The sequence below is a fragment of the Roseibium sp. genome, assembly GCF_965233565.1.
Taxonomy (GTDB): domain Bacteria; phylum Pseudomonadota; class Alphaproteobacteria; order Rhizobiales; family Stappiaceae; genus Roseibium.
The window spans coordinates 2,111,384-2,127,475 of record NZ_OZ247494.1 but is presented as its reverse complement, the minus strand read 5'-3'; the positions used below and the strand labels follow the sequence as shown (position 1 = coordinate 2,127,475).

15 protein-coding genes are annotated in these 16,092 nt (G+C 60.8%); 7 read left to right on the top strand and 8 right to left on the bottom strand.

Going from position 1 to position 16,092, the window contains the following annotated elements; genetic code table 11:
* Positions 1 to 87: 87 nt before the first annotated feature.
* The 5 genes from ACO6TG_RS09790 to hutI form a co-directional block, all read right to left on the bottom strand.
* Complete coding sequence (locus tag ACO6TG_RS09790; protein ID WP_422378862.1) at positions 88 to 1,185, bottom strand: TRAP transporter substrate-binding protein; 1,098 nt, start codon at positions 1,183 to 1,185, stop codon at positions 88 to 90.
* 143 nt (positions 1,186 to 1,328) lie between these two features.
* A complete protein-coding gene (gene hutU / locus ACO6TG_RS09785) occupies positions 1,329 to 3,011 on the bottom strand; it encodes a urocanate hydratase (protein WP_422378006.1) in 1,683 nt (560 codons plus the stop codon).
* 24 nt (positions 3,012 to 3,035) lie between these two features.
* Positions 3,036 to 3,836 (bottom strand): N-formylglutamate deformylase, encoded by an 801-nt coding sequence (hutG, locus tag ACO6TG_RS09780; RefSeq protein ID WP_422378005.1) that lies wholly within the window; start codon positions 3,834 to 3,836, stop codon positions 3,036 to 3,038.
* Positions 3,823 to 5,379, bottom strand: a complete 1,557-nt coding sequence (gene hutH, locus ACO6TG_RS09775) for a histidine ammonia-lyase (RefSeq protein ID WP_422378004.1) — start codon at positions 5,377 to 5,379, stop codon at positions 3,823 to 3,825. The genes hutG and hutH overlap by 14 nt, the downstream gene beginning before the upstream one ends.
* Positions 5,376 to 6,587 (bottom strand): imidazolonepropionase, encoded by a 1,212-nt coding sequence (gene hutI / locus ACO6TG_RS09770; RefSeq protein WP_422378003.1) that lies wholly within the window; start codon positions 6,585 to 6,587, stop codon positions 5,376 to 5,378. Before hutI ends, hutH begins: the two co-directional genes overlap by 4 nt.
* 74 nt (positions 6,588 to 6,661) lie before the next feature.
* On the opposite strand from hutI, the gene ACO6TG_RS09765 reads away from it, so the two are divergent.
* Both ACO6TG_RS09765 and ACO6TG_RS09760 read left to right on the top strand, forming a co-directional pair.
* Positions 6,662 to 8,044 (top strand): formimidoylglutamate deiminase, encoded by a 1,383-nt coding sequence (locus ACO6TG_RS09765; protein WP_422378002.1) that lies wholly within the window; start codon positions 6,662 to 6,664, stop codon positions 8,042 to 8,044.
* 16 nt (positions 8,045 to 8,060) lie between these two features.
* The gene (locus ACO6TG_RS09760; RefSeq protein WP_422378001.1) at positions 8,061 to 8,762 is read left to right on the top strand and encodes a GntR family transcriptional regulator; all 702 of its coding nucleotides are present in this window, start codon (positions 8,061 to 8,063) and stop codon (positions 8,760 to 8,762) included.
* Positions 8,763 to 8,856: 94 nt separating this feature from the next.
* On the opposite strand, the gene ACO6TG_RS09755 is transcribed toward ACO6TG_RS09760, so the two are convergent.
* Entirely contained in the window at positions 8,857 to 9,864 is a 1,008-nt protein-coding gene (locus ACO6TG_RS09755; RefSeq protein WP_422378000.1) for a hypothetical protein, read from the bottom strand.
* Between the two features lie 555 nt (positions 9,865 to 10,419).
* On the opposite strand from ACO6TG_RS09755, the gene ACO6TG_RS09750 reads away from it, so the two are divergent.
* The 5 genes from ACO6TG_RS09750 (at position 10,420) to ACO6TG_RS09730 (ending at position 14,851) form a co-directional block, all read left to right on the top strand.
* Entirely contained in the window at positions 10,420 to 10,677 is a 258-nt protein-coding gene (locus ACO6TG_RS09750; RefSeq protein ID WP_422377999.1) for a hypothetical protein, read from the top strand.
* Positions 10,678 to 10,806: 129 nt separating this feature from the next.
* Positions 10,807 to 11,262, top strand: coding sequence for a (2Fe-2S)-binding protein (locus ACO6TG_RS09745; RefSeq protein ID WP_422377998.1), 456 nt, complete (start codon positions 10,807 to 10,809; stop codon positions 11,260 to 11,262).
* Positions 11,259 to 13,367, top strand: coding sequence for a molybdopterin cofactor-binding domain-containing protein (locus ACO6TG_RS09740; RefSeq protein ID WP_422377997.1), 2,109 nt, complete (start codon positions 11,259 to 11,261; stop codon positions 13,365 to 13,367). Before ACO6TG_RS09745 ends, ACO6TG_RS09740 begins: the two co-directional genes overlap by 4 nt.
* Positions 13,364 to 13,933, top strand: coding sequence for a class I SAM-dependent methyltransferase (locus ACO6TG_RS09735; protein WP_422377996.1), 570 nt, complete (start codon positions 13,364 to 13,366; stop codon positions 13,931 to 13,933). Before ACO6TG_RS09740 ends, ACO6TG_RS09735 begins: the two co-directional genes overlap by 4 nt.
* Positions 13,934 to 14,851, top strand: coding sequence for a helix-turn-helix transcriptional regulator (locus ACO6TG_RS09730; RefSeq protein ID WP_422377995.1), 918 nt, complete (start codon positions 13,934 to 13,936; stop codon positions 14,849 to 14,851).
* A gap of 159 nt (positions 14,852 to 15,010) precedes the next feature.
* Here ACO6TG_RS09730 and ACO6TG_RS09725 read toward each other — a convergent pair whose 3' ends face one another.
* Positions 15,011 to 15,637 carry a hypothetical protein gene (locus ACO6TG_RS09725; RefSeq protein ID WP_422377994.1) on the bottom strand — a complete coding sequence of 209 codons (627 nt, stop codon included), beginning with the start codon at positions 15,635 to 15,637 and terminating at the stop codon, positions 15,011 to 15,013.
* Positions 15,638 to 15,667: 30 nt separating this feature from the next.
* A complete protein-coding gene (locus ACO6TG_RS09720) occupies positions 15,668 to 16,003 on the bottom strand; it encodes a hypothetical protein (RefSeq protein WP_422377993.1) in 336 nt (111 codons plus the stop codon).
* Positions 16,004 to 16,092 lie beyond the last annotated feature (89 nt).

The following is a 16,092-nucleotide window of genomic DNA, read 5'->3' as shown; positions in this document are numbered from 1 at the left end:
GGCCGCTTGCATCAAACAAGGAGCCGATTCTTCGAGGCGGGCCTTAACGCCTTCCTCAGGATGAGGTTTGCGAGGGGCTAGAACACCTTAGTCGTAGGCGTAGTCCATGACGCGGGCGTTCATCTGGCCGTTGTCGGCATAGGGCATGTAGTCACGCATCAGCTTGCGATAGGCGAGGAAGCTCTCCGTGATGCGCACGACCAGTTCGTCGTCGCTGGCCTTGAGATCCGCGATGACCTCACCGGCGGCATTGCCCATGGCGACAATGACGTCGTCCGGGAGTTTGCGCACCATGACGCCATGGTCGTTGACCAGCTGTGTCAGTGCCTGGGCGTGCTTGGTGTTGTACTCGGTCAGGACATCGTTATAGAGGCTGGCGCAGGCACGCGAGACAGCTTCCTTCAGATCGTCCGGCAGGTCGTTATAGGCTTCCAGATTGACCGCACACTCTTCTGCGGAGGACGGCTCACCGACACCCGGCCAGTAGTAGTTCTTGGCGATCTGGTAGTAGCCGAGGGCGCTGTCGGTCCAGGGGCCGATGAACTCGCCGGCGTCGAGCGCTCCGGACTGGAGGGCCTGGAACATGGCCGGGCCGCTCATGGCCTGCACCGCCATGCCGAGCTTGGTGCACATTTCGGAGGCGAGACCTGTGGAGCGGAATTTCAGACCCTTCAGGTCATCAACGCTGTTGATCTCGGTCCGGAACCAGCCGGCCCATTGCGGTCCGGAGTTGCCGCACAGGAACGGCTTCAGGTTGAAGCGGGCATAGATCTCGTCATAAAGCGCCTGACCGCCGCCATGGATCATCCAGCCAGCCTGTTCGGGAGCCGTCAGGCCAAAGGGCTGAGATCCGAACAACAGGATACCCTTGGACTTGGAGCCCCAATAGGCAGGAACGGCGTGGTAAAGCTCGGCCGTGCCCTGACCGACGGCGTCAAAGACCCCGTTGCCCGGCACGATTTCGCCAGCGGCAAAGAGCTTGACCTCAATGCGGCCGCCGGAGAGCGCGGTGATGCGGTCGGCCAGCATCTGGGCGGCGACGCCCGGACCCGGGAGGTTCTTTGGCCAGGCCGTAACCATGCGCCACTGGCGCACATCCTGGGCGATGGCCGGAGCCGCCAGCGTGGAGGCCGCGACGGCAGCGGTGCCGGTGGCACCTGCTTTCAGAAAATCACGTCTTTTCATCATATTACCCCTCAGTCACAGGTTCAGGTTGGGAGCGTCCCGTCGTGCTTTTTTATCTGCTCAGATCAACCTGCTTTCATATCTTGATATGAAAGCAGAAAGTTGAACGCATTTAAGATGCTGGGTCATCTTGTCTGCGTCCATTAGGACGCAGGATGACCCAGAATAGCCGGCAGGTTGAGCCCCTGTTCTTTCGCGCAATCGAGCGCGATGTCGTAGCCGGCATCGGCGTGACGCATCACGCCGGTTGCCGGATCGTTCCAGAGCACCCGTCCGATGCGCTTGTCCGCATCTTCGGTGCCGTCGCAGCAGATCACCATACCGGAATGCTGCGAAAAGCCCATGCCGACACCGCCGCCATGATGGAGCGACACCCAGGTGGCGCCCGAAGCGGTGTTGAGAAGGGCGTTCAGGAGAGGCCAGTCGGAGACGGCGTCGGAACCGTCCTGCATGGCCTCGGTCTCACGGTTCGGAGAGGCAACCGAGCCTGAATCCAGGTGGTCGCGGCCGATCACGATCGGTGCCTTGAGCTCGCCGTTGCGGACCATTTCGTTGAAGGCAAGGCCAAGGCGATGGCGCTGGCCGAGACCAACCCAGCAGATGCGCGCCGGAAGGCCCTGGAATGAAATGCGCTCGCGCGCCATATCGAGCCAGTTGTGCAGGTGCTTGTCGTCCGGGATCAGTTCCTTGACCTTGGCGTCGGTCTTGTAGATGTCTTCCGGATCACCGGAGAGCGCACACCAGCGGAACGGCCCGATGCCGCGGCAGAACAGCGGCCGGATATAGGCCGGCACGAAGCCCGGGAAGGCAAATGCGTTTTCCAGACCCTCCTCGAGGGCCACCTGGCGAATGTTGTTGCCGTAATCGAGTGTCGGCACGCCCATGTTCCAGAAGTCGACCATGGCTGCCACATGAACTTTCATGGACGCGCGGGCGGCCTTTTCGACGGCTTTGGGATCCGTCTCGGCCATGGCGCGCCACTCGGCGACGGTCCAGCCCTGGGGCAGGTAACCGTTGACCGGGTCGTGGGCGGAGGTCTGGTCGGTGACGATGTCCGGCTTGACGCCGCGTTTGACGAGTTCGGCAAAAACATCTGCGGCATTTGCGATCAACGCGACGGACTTGGCTTCACCGGCCTTGGTCCAGCGTTCGATCAGCTCCAGCGCCTCGTCGAGGGAGTGGGTCTTTTCATCGACGTAACGGGTGCGCAGGCGGAAGTCGGCGCTTTTCTCGTCACACTCGACGGCAAGACAGCAGGCACCGGCCATGACGGCGGCAAGCGGTTGGGCACCACCCATGCCGCCAAGGCCACCTGTCAGGATCCAGCGGCCCTTGAGATTGCCTTCGTAATGCTGGCGACCGGCCTCCATAAACGTTTCATAGGTGCCCTGCACGATCCCCTGGGTACCGATATAGATCCAGGAGCCGGCGGTCATCTGGCCGTACATGGCCAGACCTTTCTTGTCGAGCTCGTGGAAATGATCCCAGTTGGCCCAGTTGGGCACCAGGTTGGAGTTGGCGATCAGAACGCGCGGTGCGTCCTTGTGGGTGCGGAAGACCCCGACGGGCTTGCCGGACTGGACCAGAAGGGTCTCGTCTTCGTCCAGGCTTTTCAGACTGGAGATGATACGGTCGAAATCCTCCCACGTGCGTGCCGCACGGCCGATGCCGCCGTAAACGACCAGTTCATGCGGGTTCTCGGCGACATCCGGATGCAGGTTGTTCATCAACATGCGCAAGGGGGCTTCGGTCAGCCAGGACTTGGTGTTGAGCTCGGTGCCGGTGGGCGGGAAGACGTCGCGGGCGTTGTGACGCGGATTGGTCATGATGGGCTCCCAGGTGTCTGTTCGTTATGTGCTGAGTGAAGGCGCGAGGTCTGCCAGCGCGCTCAGGATGTCCTTGAGAGGCACGCGCAGCTGCTTTGCCTTTTCCTCATCATAGGCAAAGGGCGTGTCCTCGGTGGCCAGATGTGTCTTCTGCGCCAGCTCCATCTGGATGGCATGAAAGCCTTCCGCGGGCCGGCCATAGTGCCGTGTGGTCCAGCCACCCTTGAAACGGCCGTTCAGCACGGAGGTGTATCCCTCGGCGGCTTGCGTCCGGCCAACGACGGTGGCCTCGATTGCGGGCGCGCAGGTCGTGCCGCTGTTGGTGCCGGTGTTGAAGTCGGGCAGCACGCCTTCGAACAGGAATGGCACCACCGAACGGATCGAGTGGCAGTCGTAAAGGATCGCGACGCCGTGCCGGGCACGGACCCGTTCCAGTTCGGCTGCTAGAGCCGCGTGGTAAGGAGCGTGCCAGGCAAGGCGCCGCGCTTCGATTTCGTGCGGTTCCGGTTCTGTGCCGGTGTGGTAGATGGGGCGTCCGTCGAAATCGGTGACCGGGCAAAGGGTTGTTGTGTTCTGGCCCGGATAGAGCGAGACCCCTTCCGGATCCCGGTTGGCGTCGATGACATAGCGATGGAAATTTGCTTTCACCATGGTCGCGCCGGGCAGCAGATCGGCATAGAGCCGGTCCACATGCCAGTCGGTATCGGCCAGTTTCAGGCCGGTGTCGTTGAGCCTTGCGCGAATGTCCTTAGGCACGAACGTGCCGGCATGCGGCACTCCGAGAACGATCGGGCCGTCTCCCTGAATGACCTCAACCGGTTGCATGGGCGTCTCCCAGTTCGATCATGTGGGCGGGAGAGACAACCGAGGCCAATGCGCGGGTGCGGACCAGTTCGGCGGCCCTGTCGAGGTCCGGCGCCATGTAGCGGTCGGCCTCCAGCGACGGTACGGTGTCGCGCAAGCGTGCCAGCACGGATTGCAGAGACGGGCTGGTCGTGAGCGGCGCCCGGTGCTCGATGCCCTCCGCGGCGCAGAGCAGTTCGACGCCCAGGATCTGGGAGAGGTTCACATTCATGCGCGCCAGGCGGCGGGCGCCATGGGCGGCCATGGAGACATGGTCTTCCTGATTGGCACTGGTCGGTGTGGAATCGGTCGAACACGGATTGGCGAGATGCTTGTTCTCGCTCATCAGGGCGGCGGTGGTCACTTCCGCGATCATCATGCCGGAATTGAGACCCGGGTCCTTGGCCAGGAAAGGCGGCAGGTCGAAGGAGAGGGTCGGGTCGACCATCAGGGCGACACGGCGCTGGGCGATGGCGCCAAGTTCGGCAACCGCGAGCGCGATCTGGTCGGCGGCGAAGGCGACCGGTTCAGCGTGAAAGTTGCCGCCGGACACAATGCGGTCTGCCTCGATCAAAACCAGCGGATTGTCGGTGGCCGCATTTGCTTCGATTTCCAGGGTGCGGGCAGCCATGCGCAACAGGTCGACACAGGCGCCGGCGACCTGCGGCTGACAGCGGATGCAATAAGGATCCTGAACGCGGGTGTCGCCCTCGCGGTGACTTTCGCGGATCTCCGACCCGTCCATGATCTTACGCATCGCGCGAGCGACCTCGATCTGGCCGCGATGGCCGCGAAGCTCATGGATTTCCGGCAGCAGCGGTGCGGTCGATCCCATGATGGCGTCGGTCGACAGGCTCGCGGTCACCAGGGTTGCTTCCGCCAGACGCCAGGCGTCGAAGAGGCCGGTCAGGGCGCAGGCGGTCGAGAACTGGGTGCCGTTGATCAGGCCAAGGCCCTCCTTTGGGCCGAGCACCACCGGCGTGAGGCCGGCCTTGGCAAGCGCCTCGCCGCCCGGCATGCGTTCGCCGCCATAGTCAGCTTCGCCTTCGCCGATCAGGACGGCGGTCATATGGGCAAGCGGCGCCAGATCGCCGGAGGCACCGACGGATCCCTGGGACGGCACAATCGGCGTGACATTGTGCTGAAGGCAATCTTCGATCAGCGACAGCACGTCCATGCGTACACCCGAGGCGCCGCGGCCGAGCGACAGCAGCTTCAACACCATCATCAGGCGCGTGGTGGTGCGGTCGAGTGGTTCGCCGACACCGCAGCAATGGGAGAGGATCAGGTTGCGCTGCAGCGTTGCGGTGTCTTCAGCCGCGATCTTGACGCTGGCCAGTTTGCCGAAGCCGGTGTTGACGCCATAGACCGCTTCGCTGCCGCGGGCCGCCTCGGCAACCCGCTCAGCGGCAAGATTGATGGCTGGTTCTGCTGACCTGTCGATGGTGACGGGCAGTTCGACCCGGTAGATGCGTTCCAGATCGGCCAGCGTGACAATACCCGGCGTCAGGGTGAGGGCGCTCATTCAGAGCCTCCAAAAATGCGTTTTTCAAGTGCGTTGAAGCCGATCCGGTAGGAAAGCTCCGCCGGATGCGCGATGTTCCAGACAGCCAGATCAGCGCGTTTGCCCGGTTCCAGCGTGCCCCGGTCGTCGAACCCGAGCGCCCTGGCGGCAACGCGGGTGACACCGGAAAGCGCTTCTTCCGGGGTCATCCGGAAGAGTGTGCACCCCATGTTCAAGGTCAGCAGCAAGGAGGCGAGGGGCGAAGAACCGGGATTGCAGTCTGTGGCCAGCGCGATCGGGACCTTGTGCTGACGCAAAAGATCCATCGGGGGCAGCTGGGTTTCGCGCAGCGTATAGAACGCACCGGGGAGCACCACGGCAACGGAACCGCTCGCAGCCATGGCGCTGACGCCGGCCTCGTCCAGATATTCCAGATGATCGGCGGACAGTGCGGCATAGGAGGCGGCGAGGGCCGTGCCGCCGAGATTGGAAAGCTGTTCGGCGTGCAGTTTCACGGCGAGGCCAAGGTCCCTGGCCTTGTCGAAAACCCGCCTGATCTGATCCGGCGAAAAGGCGATGCCTTCGCAGAACCCGTCAACCGCATCGACCAGACCTTCCGCGTGTGCCACTTCCAGCGCCGGCAGGCAGACTTCGTCCAGATAGGCATCTGCCCGGTCCTTGTATTCGGGCGGAATGGCATGGGCCCCGAGAAAGCTGGTTTTTATGGTGACCGGTCGTACTTTTGCAATCCGGCGGGCAACGCGCAGCATGCGGAGCTCGGTGTCCCTGTCGAGGCCGTAGCCCGACTTGATCTCGATAGCCGTGACGCCCTCTGCAATCAGCGCATCGACCCGGGTCAGGGCCGCGGCAAGCAGGTCCTCCTCGCTGGCGGCTCGGGTGGCCTTGACGGTGGAGATGATGCCGCCACCGGCACGGGCGACTTCCTCGTAAGTCGCGCCTTCCAGCCGCATCTCGAATTCGCGGGCCCGGTCACCACCGAAAACCACATGGGTGTGGCAGTCGATTAGTCCGGGTGTGACCACGCGGCCGCCGAGGTCTTCCTTCTGACACGAGGAATAGTGAGACGGCAGATCGGCGGTCCTGCCGATCCAGGCAATACGGCCGCCTTCGATCACAAGCGTCCCGTCCTCGATCAAGCCATAGGGCGCCCCGGTGTCAGAGAGCGTTGCCAGCCTGGCGTTGGTGAGAATGCGTTTGGACACGTCCATCTCCGGCTTGATTAGATTGCGTTATAAGATAATATGCATGCACATATTAACGTGTCAACGGAGGAAAAGCGGGCATGTCGACAGTTTCTGGCGCGACGGTTTTTGCAGAAAAGGCGCTGCTGCCGGGCGGCTGGGCCAAAAATGTCGCCGTGACCCTCGGTGCCGATGGCAGAATCCTGTCCGTTGAGCGCGATGCGGCTGTGGGGGGGCAACAAACAGTCGGCATCCTGCTGCCTGCGCCGAGCAACCTGCACAGCCATGCGTTTCAGCGCGCCATGGCCGGCATGAGCGAACGGCGCGGCTCCGAGCCGCGCGACAGTTTCTGGACCTGGCGCCAGATCATGTTCCGCTTTCTGGATGCCCTGACACCGGACGACGTTGAGGCGATTGCGGCCTTTGTGCAGATGGAGATGCTGGAAGCGGGCTATGCCGCCGTCGGCGAGTTCCACTATCTGCATCATCAGCCTGGCGGGACGCCTTACGATAATCTGGCCGAGCTTTCGGAGCGGATCATCGCGGCCGCGTCGGAAACCGGCATCGGTCTTACTCATCTGCCGGTGCATTACCAGTTTGGCGGTTGCGACAAACGCCCGCTGGCGGCGGGGCAGATCCGCTTTGGCAATGACATCGACCGGTTCGGCAAGCTGCATGAGCTGGCGACCAGTGCGATGAAGGCGCTGCCCGAGGATGCGGTGATCGGCGTGGCACCGCACTCGCTGCGTGCTGTCGACTGGGAAGGTCTCAAGAGCGCCGTTGCGCTGGCTGGGTCTTCCCCCCTCCACATGCATCTGGCCGAGCAGATCCCCGAAGTGGACGAAGTCCTGGCAGCCTGGGGCAGGCGTCCCGTGGACTGGCTGCTCTCAAACCACGACGTTCAGGACAACTGGTGCCTGATCCATTGCACCCAGATGACTGCGGCCGAGACAGTGGGCCTGGCCAGGACCGGTGCGGTTGCAGGTCTCTGCCCGATCACGGAATCCAGTCTGGGCGACGGCATTTTCGATGGCGTCAATTATCTGGCACATGGCGGGCGCTTCGGGGTCGGCTCGGATTCCAATATCCGCATCTCGCTGTCGGAAGAACTGAGAACCCTGGAATATTCGCAGCGTCTGCGTGACACCTGCCGGGCATCTGTTGCAACGAAGGAGAAGTCCACCGGGCGCGTACTCTTTGACGGTGCCGTAGCCGGCGGGGCGCAGGCCGCCGGCCGTGCATCCGGGGCGATTGCCGACGGTCACTACGCTGATCTTCTGGCGCTGGACGGCAACGCTATTGATCTGGAGGGCCGGGAGGGAGACGAGATCCTCGATGCCTGGATCTTTACCGGTGACGATCGCATGGTCACGGATGTCTGGTCCGCGGGCCGGCATGTTGTTTCTGGCGGAAACCATGTAAAAGGCGGGGCCATCCGCGCGAAATACAGGGCGACCATGACATCGCTGCGCAATCGACTTTGACGGGACCGACGACGACTTGACGCTGACCGACACAAATTCCTGGACCGGCATCCGCGAGGAACTGCTCCGGCGGATCCATGACCGGATCTGGCAACCGGGCGAGCAGATCCCGCATGAGGCGGATCTGGCGGAGGAATTCGGCTGCGCCCGAACCACGGTTAACCGCGCCCTTCGGGATCTTGCGGACAGCGGGCTGGTGGTACGCAAGCGCCGGGCGGGCACACGGGTTGCGCTCAACCCGCCGCAAAAGGCAACGCTCACCATTCCGATCCTGCGCGAGGAAGTCGAAGCGCTCGGGCGCAGCTATCGTCACAGCCTTCTGGAACGGGACCTGCGGCCTCTACCGCCCGTATTGCATGGGGCGTTCCAGGTGTCGCTCGGCGAGGACGTCCTGTTTCTGAAAACGCTGCACTTCGCCGACGACCGGCCCTATGCCTTTGAAGAGCGTTATATCAACCTCGCCGCCGCGCCGGCGGCACGCGAAAGACAGTTTGAAACCGTCAGCGCCAACGAGTGGCTGGTCCACAATGCCCCTTACAGCCACGGCGATATTTCCTTCTTCGCCATGAGCGCCGACAAGACGCTGGCCGCGAAGCTGGACACCGCCAAGGGCACGGCGCTCTTCGCCATGGAGCGCATCACCTGGTCCGGCGACATGCCAATCACCCATGTGCGCCTGATCTTCGCGCCGGGCTACCGGATGCGGACGGAGATCTAGAAAGGGCCGAAGGGCAGACCTCTGCCGGGCCCGAAGGCCGCGACACCATTGCGAATAGCGTTGCAGCACGACGAAGCCGTCCAATTGAATATGTTTATTGTCCTAGCTTTGAAGAGATCTGGCCAACAAGTTGATCGAGTCCTGGTTTCACTATGCCATCCAATGCTTTGTTGGTTGATTCAGCAAGCGTCTTGGCGTTCGTGGCAGAGCCGGTTTCTACAACTTTAAATGCAACTTCGATCGTTTTGGCATTTTTCGGAATGTCTGGGATCAGACCTGATGCCTCTTTGCAGTACGGACCTGCATGTTTGGTCTTGCAAGTAACAGTTTTAGTTTCGCCAAATTTCATCTTGCCCAATGGAATTGAGAGGGAAGATATCTCGATGTTATTATACCTACTCGTTTTCTTGTCATAAAGAATGGCGTGCAAAGCAAAGCCGACGTCAATTTTTATTTGTGCAGGCTTTTCTTTGGTGCCTATTTCCGTAATGGCTGGAGAATTTTTTAAGTAAACCAATCTTGGTGTGAAGATATAACTTTCAGTTAGTGTTTGCTTTTCCAGGAGAATAAACATTCCAATTTCGTTTGTTTTGGCATTGTAGCGAGTTAGTGCGACGCAGTTTACTTTTTGCCAATCTTCTACTTTCCTCTTTTTTTTCTTCCCCCTTCCCTCAAAACCATGGAAAGGAACCTTGATAATTTTTTCTGCGACCGATTTTTTTGCCAGATCTTCCGCATAAGTAGATATCGAATTCTTGACGTAGTCGTAGGCTTCGTTTGCAACAAAGCCTATGGCGGCAGTAATAGTCGCTCCAGCGAAAGCTCCTGCAAAAGATTCTCGTCGAGAAGATGGTGGAATATTTGTGCAATCTTGTTGATAAGTTTGTATTCCTGGAATTGTTTCTCCAATTTTCTTAAAAATATCGATATTGCTATCTGAGTATCTGTTTTTCTCGTAAATGAAATTCAAGCCAAGTTGCTGATTTGTTATACCACTATTAGGATCTTGGCGGAAAGAAAGTAGGTCATAACTGTTTTTGACGCTTGTACAGCCTGCAAGGGAAAGAAGTAGCGAGAAATAGATAGCTTTTTTAAAAATCATGAACCTGCCCCTAAATCAATTTCAATCATGGCGAGAATACTGGCTGGCCGTATGTCGTCAATAGAGTCCTGGTCTGACGTTAGCGGTTCTGAAGAGTACGTTTTTCGCGTTACTGACAACATCTGGAGCGAAGCTGAAGCCTTACGAGGAAAAGAGGTGAATTTCTCCGAGTGTCAGAGGAAATTCCTGAAGCAGGTGAAGTCCTTTAGAGGAAATTTGCCATGGTTTTGAGAACTTCCGGCTTGAAGGCGCAAAGTGAGATGCATCGCTGAACCGGCGGATATCGAGCTCTTCAAGCAAAACCAGTGATATGCCTCTCCTTCAAAAATCGCCCGCTCCACCCGACATGGGCACTCCGTGGTTGCAAGAATCGACGCAGCGACCAGACGATGACCGTGCCTTTCTCGTCCTTCTTCATGATTTCGTCCGCACCTTCAGCACACGTCTGAAGATGATGGACTGGATGAAGTCAATGAGGGTGAGCGAGAGCGAGCCGTCGACCAGGGGCCTGCTGTTGTCGTTGCGGTGGGTATTGCGCGGTGCGGGTTGTTCTCCATGGAATGCAGAGCAGCGTGCCGAAGACGACCGGCTTTAGCTCATGACGACGAAGCCGATCATGGCAAGCAGGTCGAAAGACAAACTGGAAATGCCCTAGATATCGACAAAGCTGACAAGACTATTTCCAAAAAACTCGACACCATCAAAGACACAGCGCTCTTCGCCATGGAGCGCATCACCTGGTCCGGCGACATGCCAATCACCCATGTGCGCCTGATCTTCGCCCCCGGCTACCGTATGCGGACGGAGATCTGAGAACCGCATTCATCGTCCTGGCAAGCGGCACAACAGAACCTTCCCTGAAACGACGTTTGGCGCGATTGTTCAAGAATTGCTCCCCGATGGACCCAATTTACACGGTGCTATCTGTAGCTGGAGCGATCAATGAACATCATTCTCAATGGCCGGAAGGTCGAGATTCCACCATCCTGGACCGACGACACGCTGCTTTTTTTGCTGCGCGAACATTTCGGGCTGGCCGGTGCGAAATTCGGGTGTGGCGTCGGTCTTTGTGGCGCCTGCACCGTCATCGTGGACGGGGACGCCGTGCGATCCTGCGTGACGCCGATTAGCGCACTTGAAGGCGCGGAAGTGCGTACCATTGAGGGCCTCTCGGACGGTGACCGGCTGCATCCCGTGCAGGAGGCCTGGCTCGACCAGGCGGTGCCGCAATGCGGGTATTGCCAGGCCGGTCAGATCATGTCGGCGGTGGCCTTGCTGGAGCAGACCCCGGCGCCGTCCCCGGAGGAGATCGATACGGCGATGGAGGGCAATCTCTGCCGTTGTGGCACCTATGCCCGCATCCGCGCGGCGATTGAAAGCGCGGCGGTGCGCGCATGATGAACCGTCGAACCTTCCTGAAAGCGAGCGCTGCAGGGCTTGTGGCGCTGATCGGCGGCGGCGGGGCCCTTTATTCTCAGGTGCCGGTCATCCCCAAACGGCCGAATCCGGATCTTGAGGATGCCGCAGGCTGGATTTCCTATCACGACGGGCTCTACAGGCTTGTGCTTCCCCGGATCGAGATGGGCCAGAATATTGCCACGGCGATGAAGCAGATTGCCTGCACGGAACTGGACGCGTCCTGGGAGGATGTCGTGCTGGAGCTGCATGACACGGCCCGTCCCGGCCTGAAGCCCACTGTCGGCAGCGAGTCGGTGCAGCTCTTCAGCGAACCGCTGGCCCAGGCCTGTGCCGCCTTGCGGGACGCCATCAAAGACGGCCGGCGGGTTGGAGAAGTTGCCGTTGAAGCGCGGCCGAGAGATCAGCTTCGTTTCGCTCAGATCGTGGGTCTGATCGGCGCCCGATCGGAAATGGAGCAGGGACGCGCCATCGTCACCGGCAGGCCGCTTTATGCCGCCGACATGTCCCGGCCCGATCAGCTTTACGGCCGCGTCCTGCGGGCGCCTGCCTCCTTGGAAATCGCCTCCCGGCCGCTTCGCTGGAACCGCGGTGCCGCTGAAGACGTTCCCGGATTTGTCCGGATTGTCGAAGATGCAGGCCCGCCCCTCGGCCAGTCGCAGGGCCTCGGCATTCTGGCAAGCCGGCCCGGAGCGCTTGATCTGATTGCCGAGGCGCTTGACGTGGACTGGGAAATCGACGGTCCGCATGACCGGACTGACATTCAAGCGGCGCTTGATGTCGACCAACATCTTGCAAAAAAAGACCTGCCCCATCTGGCAATGGCGGGAGAGCCTGAACCCGGCGCCTTCGATGTTGATCTGCGCATCGAGATCCCGCTTGCAGCCCACGCAGCGATTGAACCTCGCGCCGCCATTGCCGCGTGGGACGGCGAAGCGCTGACCCTTTGGGCGGGCAATCAGGACGTCTTCTACGTGCGTGATTATCTCGCCCATGCCTTTTCGCTGAAGGCCTCACAGGTTCGGGTCCAATCCTGCCGTGTCGGCGGTGCTTTCGGCGGCAAGGTCCTTTGCACCGTTGAGGCGGAAGCCGCCGCCCTGGCCCTTGCGGCAAAGAAACCGGTCAAGGTGCAATGGACGCGCGCCCAGGAATTTGCCCTCGGCTTCCATCGCCCGCCATCGTCTCACCGGGTGCAGGTGCGACTGGCCGGGGAGCGGGTCACCGACTGGTCGCATAATCAGGTGTCTTCGCACATCATGTTTACCTCGGCGGCGCTGCCCGCCTGGATGCAGCGCGGCACGGACCTCATCGTCGGAGACGGCGGGGTCGAACGGGGCATGGCCGTCCCCTACCAACTGGGCCGGGCACGCGCGGCCTATCAGGCGGTGCGCCTGCCGGTGCACACGGGGCCCTGGCGCGGTCTGGGCGCAGGCACCAACGGGCTTGCAACGGAAAGTGCGATCGATGAAGCCGCCCGCAGGGCGAGCGCCGATCCTCTGGCCTTCCGCCTGGAACATATTGATGATCCCCGGCTGGCAGGAGTGCTCCGGGATGTCGGCGCGCAGTCGCAATGGGACAGGAGCGACCAGTCCTTTGCGCGCGGGGACAGGCGTGTCGGGCGCGGTGTGGCCTGCGGCATCTACAAGGGGGTTTCCTATGCGGCGACGGTTGCCGAGGTCGAGGTCTTGCCGGACGGGGCCGTGCGTGTGGCCCGTCTCTGGTGCAGCCATGACTGCGGCCTTGTCATCAATCCGGATCAGGTCAAGGCGCAATGCGAGGGCAACCTCGTCTGGAGCCTTGGCATGGTGCTCTTTGATGCCCTGCCTGTGGAAGAAGGGCGGGTCACAGCCGAAACCTTCTTAGAGGCGCCGATCCCACGAATATCCGATATGCCGGAGGTCTCTGTTCGCCTTCTTCACACGGATGCGCCACCGACCGGCGCCGGAGAAACGGTCATGGTGTCCGGGCCGGGCGCGATCGCCAATGCCGTACGGGCGGCGACCGGCCTCCGTCCGGTCCGGTTTCCGCTTGTGCCTGAAACCTTCGCCGCAGAATCCGCCTCTGCGGCATCAGTGGAGCCGTCATGACCAAGGCCACCCATTTCGCGGCCGAATGGTTGCGTAATCCGAAACGCGTGGGGGCGATTGCCCCGTCGGGTGCGGATCTCGCCAGGGCGATCACCAACGGCTTGAGCCATGACAGCGGGCCGGTCGTTGAACTGGGCCCGGGCACCGGGTCCTTTACCGACAGGATCCTGGCCTGCGGCGTGCCCGCCTGCCGACTAGCGGCCGTCGAAGCCGGTGCCGGTTTTGCCGACCTGCTGGCGAAGCGGCATCCGGAAATCGCGCTTGCCCATGGCGATGCAGCGCGCGTGCGCACTCTCGTGCCCTTTACCTCCGGAAGCGTTGAGACCGTGATATGCGGCCTTCCCCTCTTGTCGATGCCGCTGGCGCAGGTCTTTCGCATCATGCATGGCAGTTTCAACCTGCTCGGGGAGGGGGGAGAATTTCGTCTGTTTACATATGGCCCGAAATGTCCCCTTCCGTTCAGGATCAAACAGCGCCTAGGATTGCGCTCCGACCGGCAGAGTTTTGTGCCACTCAATATGCCCCCGGCGACCGTCTACACGTTGCGCAGGAAAGGACCACCTTAAGTGCCCTTGAAACAGGAGGAGGATTTTGCATCGGCGGTGATGATGCGCCTGATTGCGACGGGGATGGAAAAGCAGGGACTGATCTCTCCCGTTGACGCAGTGCGCGGCGCGCGCGTGGCTCGCGGGGCGAAACGGTCGGCGTTGAACCAGGTGGCCGAACAACATGGTCTTCTCACCATCATGCGGCTCGCTGACGCCGTGCATGATATGCCGCCCGAACCGGTGGCCGTCGCCCTGACAAAGGCGGCGGGACTGGAGGACTTTCTGGAACGCTGGCGCCGTGTTGAAAGCTTCAGCCACGCCAGCAACCGGTTGCGCGCGGAACCATTTGGGGAAACCGGCTTCCGCTTGCACCATGTCAGTAAAAACGCGGCTTCCCCGCCCGTGTTGGTCGAAAGTCTCCTGGTGATCGCTGTTGTCACCGTGCTGGCAGAGATTGCCGGCGATCAGGCGTTACGCCTTGAAACCGATAAGGGGCAGGTCTTGCGGGAGGCCTCCAGATGGCGGGTTTTCGACACGCTCGACTGGTCGGGAAAGGTGCACCTGCTTCAGTCCCGGCAGCAGATCCGGGACCTGCCCGTGCCAAGTTCGGGGGGCGCCGATGTCGCAGAAACGCTCAAGACCATTGTTTCACAGGACCTGGTGAGACGCTGGTCCGTTCAATCGCTTGCCGACACGATCGGAACCTCTAAACGCAGTTTGCAGCGCCGTCTGAACGAAAGGGGGTTGAGTGTCTCGCGCCTGATTATGGAGGTCCGGCTCGAGGCGGCAGCGGCCTTTCTCTGTAATGCCGATGGTCCCGGCCTTGGCGCCATCGGCTTTCTGACAGGCTTTGCCGACCAGGCCCATTTCTCGCGCAGCTTCAACGAGCATGTGGGCATCCCGCCGCAAGATTACAGAAAGCGGTTCGGTCGATGAATACTGCTGCTGAGCCGCGTGCCGTCTAATCGAGCTGCAGCTGGTGCCCGGTCAGAAACAGCTTCCTCGAAATCGAGGATGTGACGGTTTCTGTGCTGCAGGCAAGTTGTTGCTGAGGGGTATCGGAGAGCGCCTGGATCAGATGAGTTCGGCCAAATGCTATCTCCTTCGGAACAAGCCCAGACCGGCAAGTGCAGCGATGCACAGAAGAATAAGGGGCAAATAGCCGATGAGCTGGAAGGATGACATTTCGTGTGCGGGGGCAACCAGCGTGTTTTTAAGCGACGCCCATTTGTGAACACTTGCTGTGCGAAAGGCGTCGCTGGCGAGCATATCAATCAGGTCTCTGCGGCTGCGGTACCTGACCATAACAAGGGATTCAAACGCGCCCGCGCTCTGCCCCAGGGAATTGATAATTGTTTGGGAGCGCTCCGCGCGGGCCAGAGGATAGCTTCCCCTTTTCAGGAGAAGCGGCAAGACGGCCTGGCCATAGGCCGCCGCCGCATCGGCCCCGGTTGCAGCTTTTGAAGCAAGACCCTCGGGATAAATGGCGGCGCCACGCAACTCCATGAGATTGATCATGACAAAGGGATGTCCGTCATCCTCGCGAAGAAAGGCTTCAAAGGCTGCTGTGTCGGTCCAGCCAAGTCCTCCACCTGCCGTCTGGCCCGCAAGGAAGGCGTCGATTTCAGGATCCGTCAATGGACCGCGCATTGGCAGGTGCCAGGCAAAAAAACCAAGAAGGGCCACAAGCGGAAGAGCCAGAAGGCATGCCGTTCTTTTCATATGCATTTCCTGTTTGAGCCTTTCCAGGCGTTAGCGACCCGCGCTTTGCAATTCCGCCGAGGAAATCCTGCCGTCGCGATTCAGGTCGAGCCTCGCAAACGCCCGATCGTAGAGACCGCGGTCCTTTACTGTTTGCGCCTTGCCGATGCCATGGGCTGCGTTGAGATTGATGAAAGACTTGAATTCGGCCTGGGTCAGGGCCCCGTCTCCATTGGCGTCGGCTGTGACAAAATTGGCTGCCGCCTGCTTGCTGGACGCCTGCGCACTTTGAGACAGGGCGACGGGCGCAGACGCCAGAACCAGGCCGAATGTCAGGGCCTTGAGGCTGCGGTGCAGAGAGAGGGCGGTGAGAGGCTTCTCGGTCATGATATGGAATTCCTTGATGGTCCCGGCAGACTGGTTTCTGCCCTTCATGAGAGGCTTTTCCGCGATGCATATTTCATGGGTGTTGCGGA

Bases quoted from the DNA above. Each gene is read 5' to 3' on its own strand.
- ACO6TG_RS09745 (WP_422377998.1), top strand. From the start codon at position 10,807: ATGAACATCATTCTCAATGGCCGGAAGGTCGAGATTCCACCATCCTGG.
- ACO6TG_RS09735 (WP_422377996.1), top strand. From the start codon at position 13,364: ATGACCAAGGCCACCCATTTCGCGGCCGAATGGTTGCGTAATCCGAAA.
- hutU (WP_422378006.1), bottom strand. From the start codon at position 3,011: ATGACCAATCCGCGTCACAACGCCCGCGACGTCTTCCCGCCCACCGGC.
- ACO6TG_RS09790 (WP_422378862.1), bottom strand. From the start codon at position 1,185: ATGAAAAGACGTGATTTTCTGAAAGCAGGTGCCACCGGCACCGCTGCC.
- hutH (WP_422378004.1), bottom strand. From the start codon at position 5,379: ATGAGCGCCCTCACCCTGACGCCGGGTATTGTCACGCTGGCCGATCTG.
- hutI (WP_422378003.1), bottom strand. From the start codon at position 6,587: ATGGACGTGTCCAAACGCATTCTCACCAACGCCAGGCTGGCAACGCTC.
- hutG (WP_422378005.1), bottom strand. From the start codon at position 3,836: ATGCAACCGGTTGAGGTCATTCAGGGAGACGGCCCGATCGTTCTCGGA.
- ACO6TG_RS09755 (WP_422378000.1), bottom strand. From the start codon at position 9,864: ATGATTTTTAAAAAAGCTATCTATTTCTCGCTACTTCTTTCCCTTGCA.
- ACO6TG_RS09740 (WP_422377997.1), top strand. From the start codon at position 11,259: ATGATGAACCGTCGAACCTTCCTGAAAGCGAGCGCTGCAGGGCTTGTG.
- ACO6TG_RS09750 (WP_422377999.1), top strand. From the start codon at position 10,420: ATGGAATGCAGAGCAGCGTGCCGAAGACGACCGGCTTTAGCTCATGAC.
- ACO6TG_RS09765 (WP_422378002.1), top strand. From the start codon at position 6,662: ATGTCGACAGTTTCTGGCGCGACGGTTTTTGCAGAAAAGGCGCTGCTG.
- ACO6TG_RS09725 (WP_422377994.1), bottom strand. From the start codon at position 15,637: ATGAAAAGAACGGCATGCCTTCTGGCTCTTCCGCTTGTGGCCCTTCTT.
- ACO6TG_RS09720 (WP_422377993.1), bottom strand. From the start codon at position 16,003: ATGACCGAGAAGCCTCTCACCGCCCTCTCTCTGCACCGCAGCCTCAAG.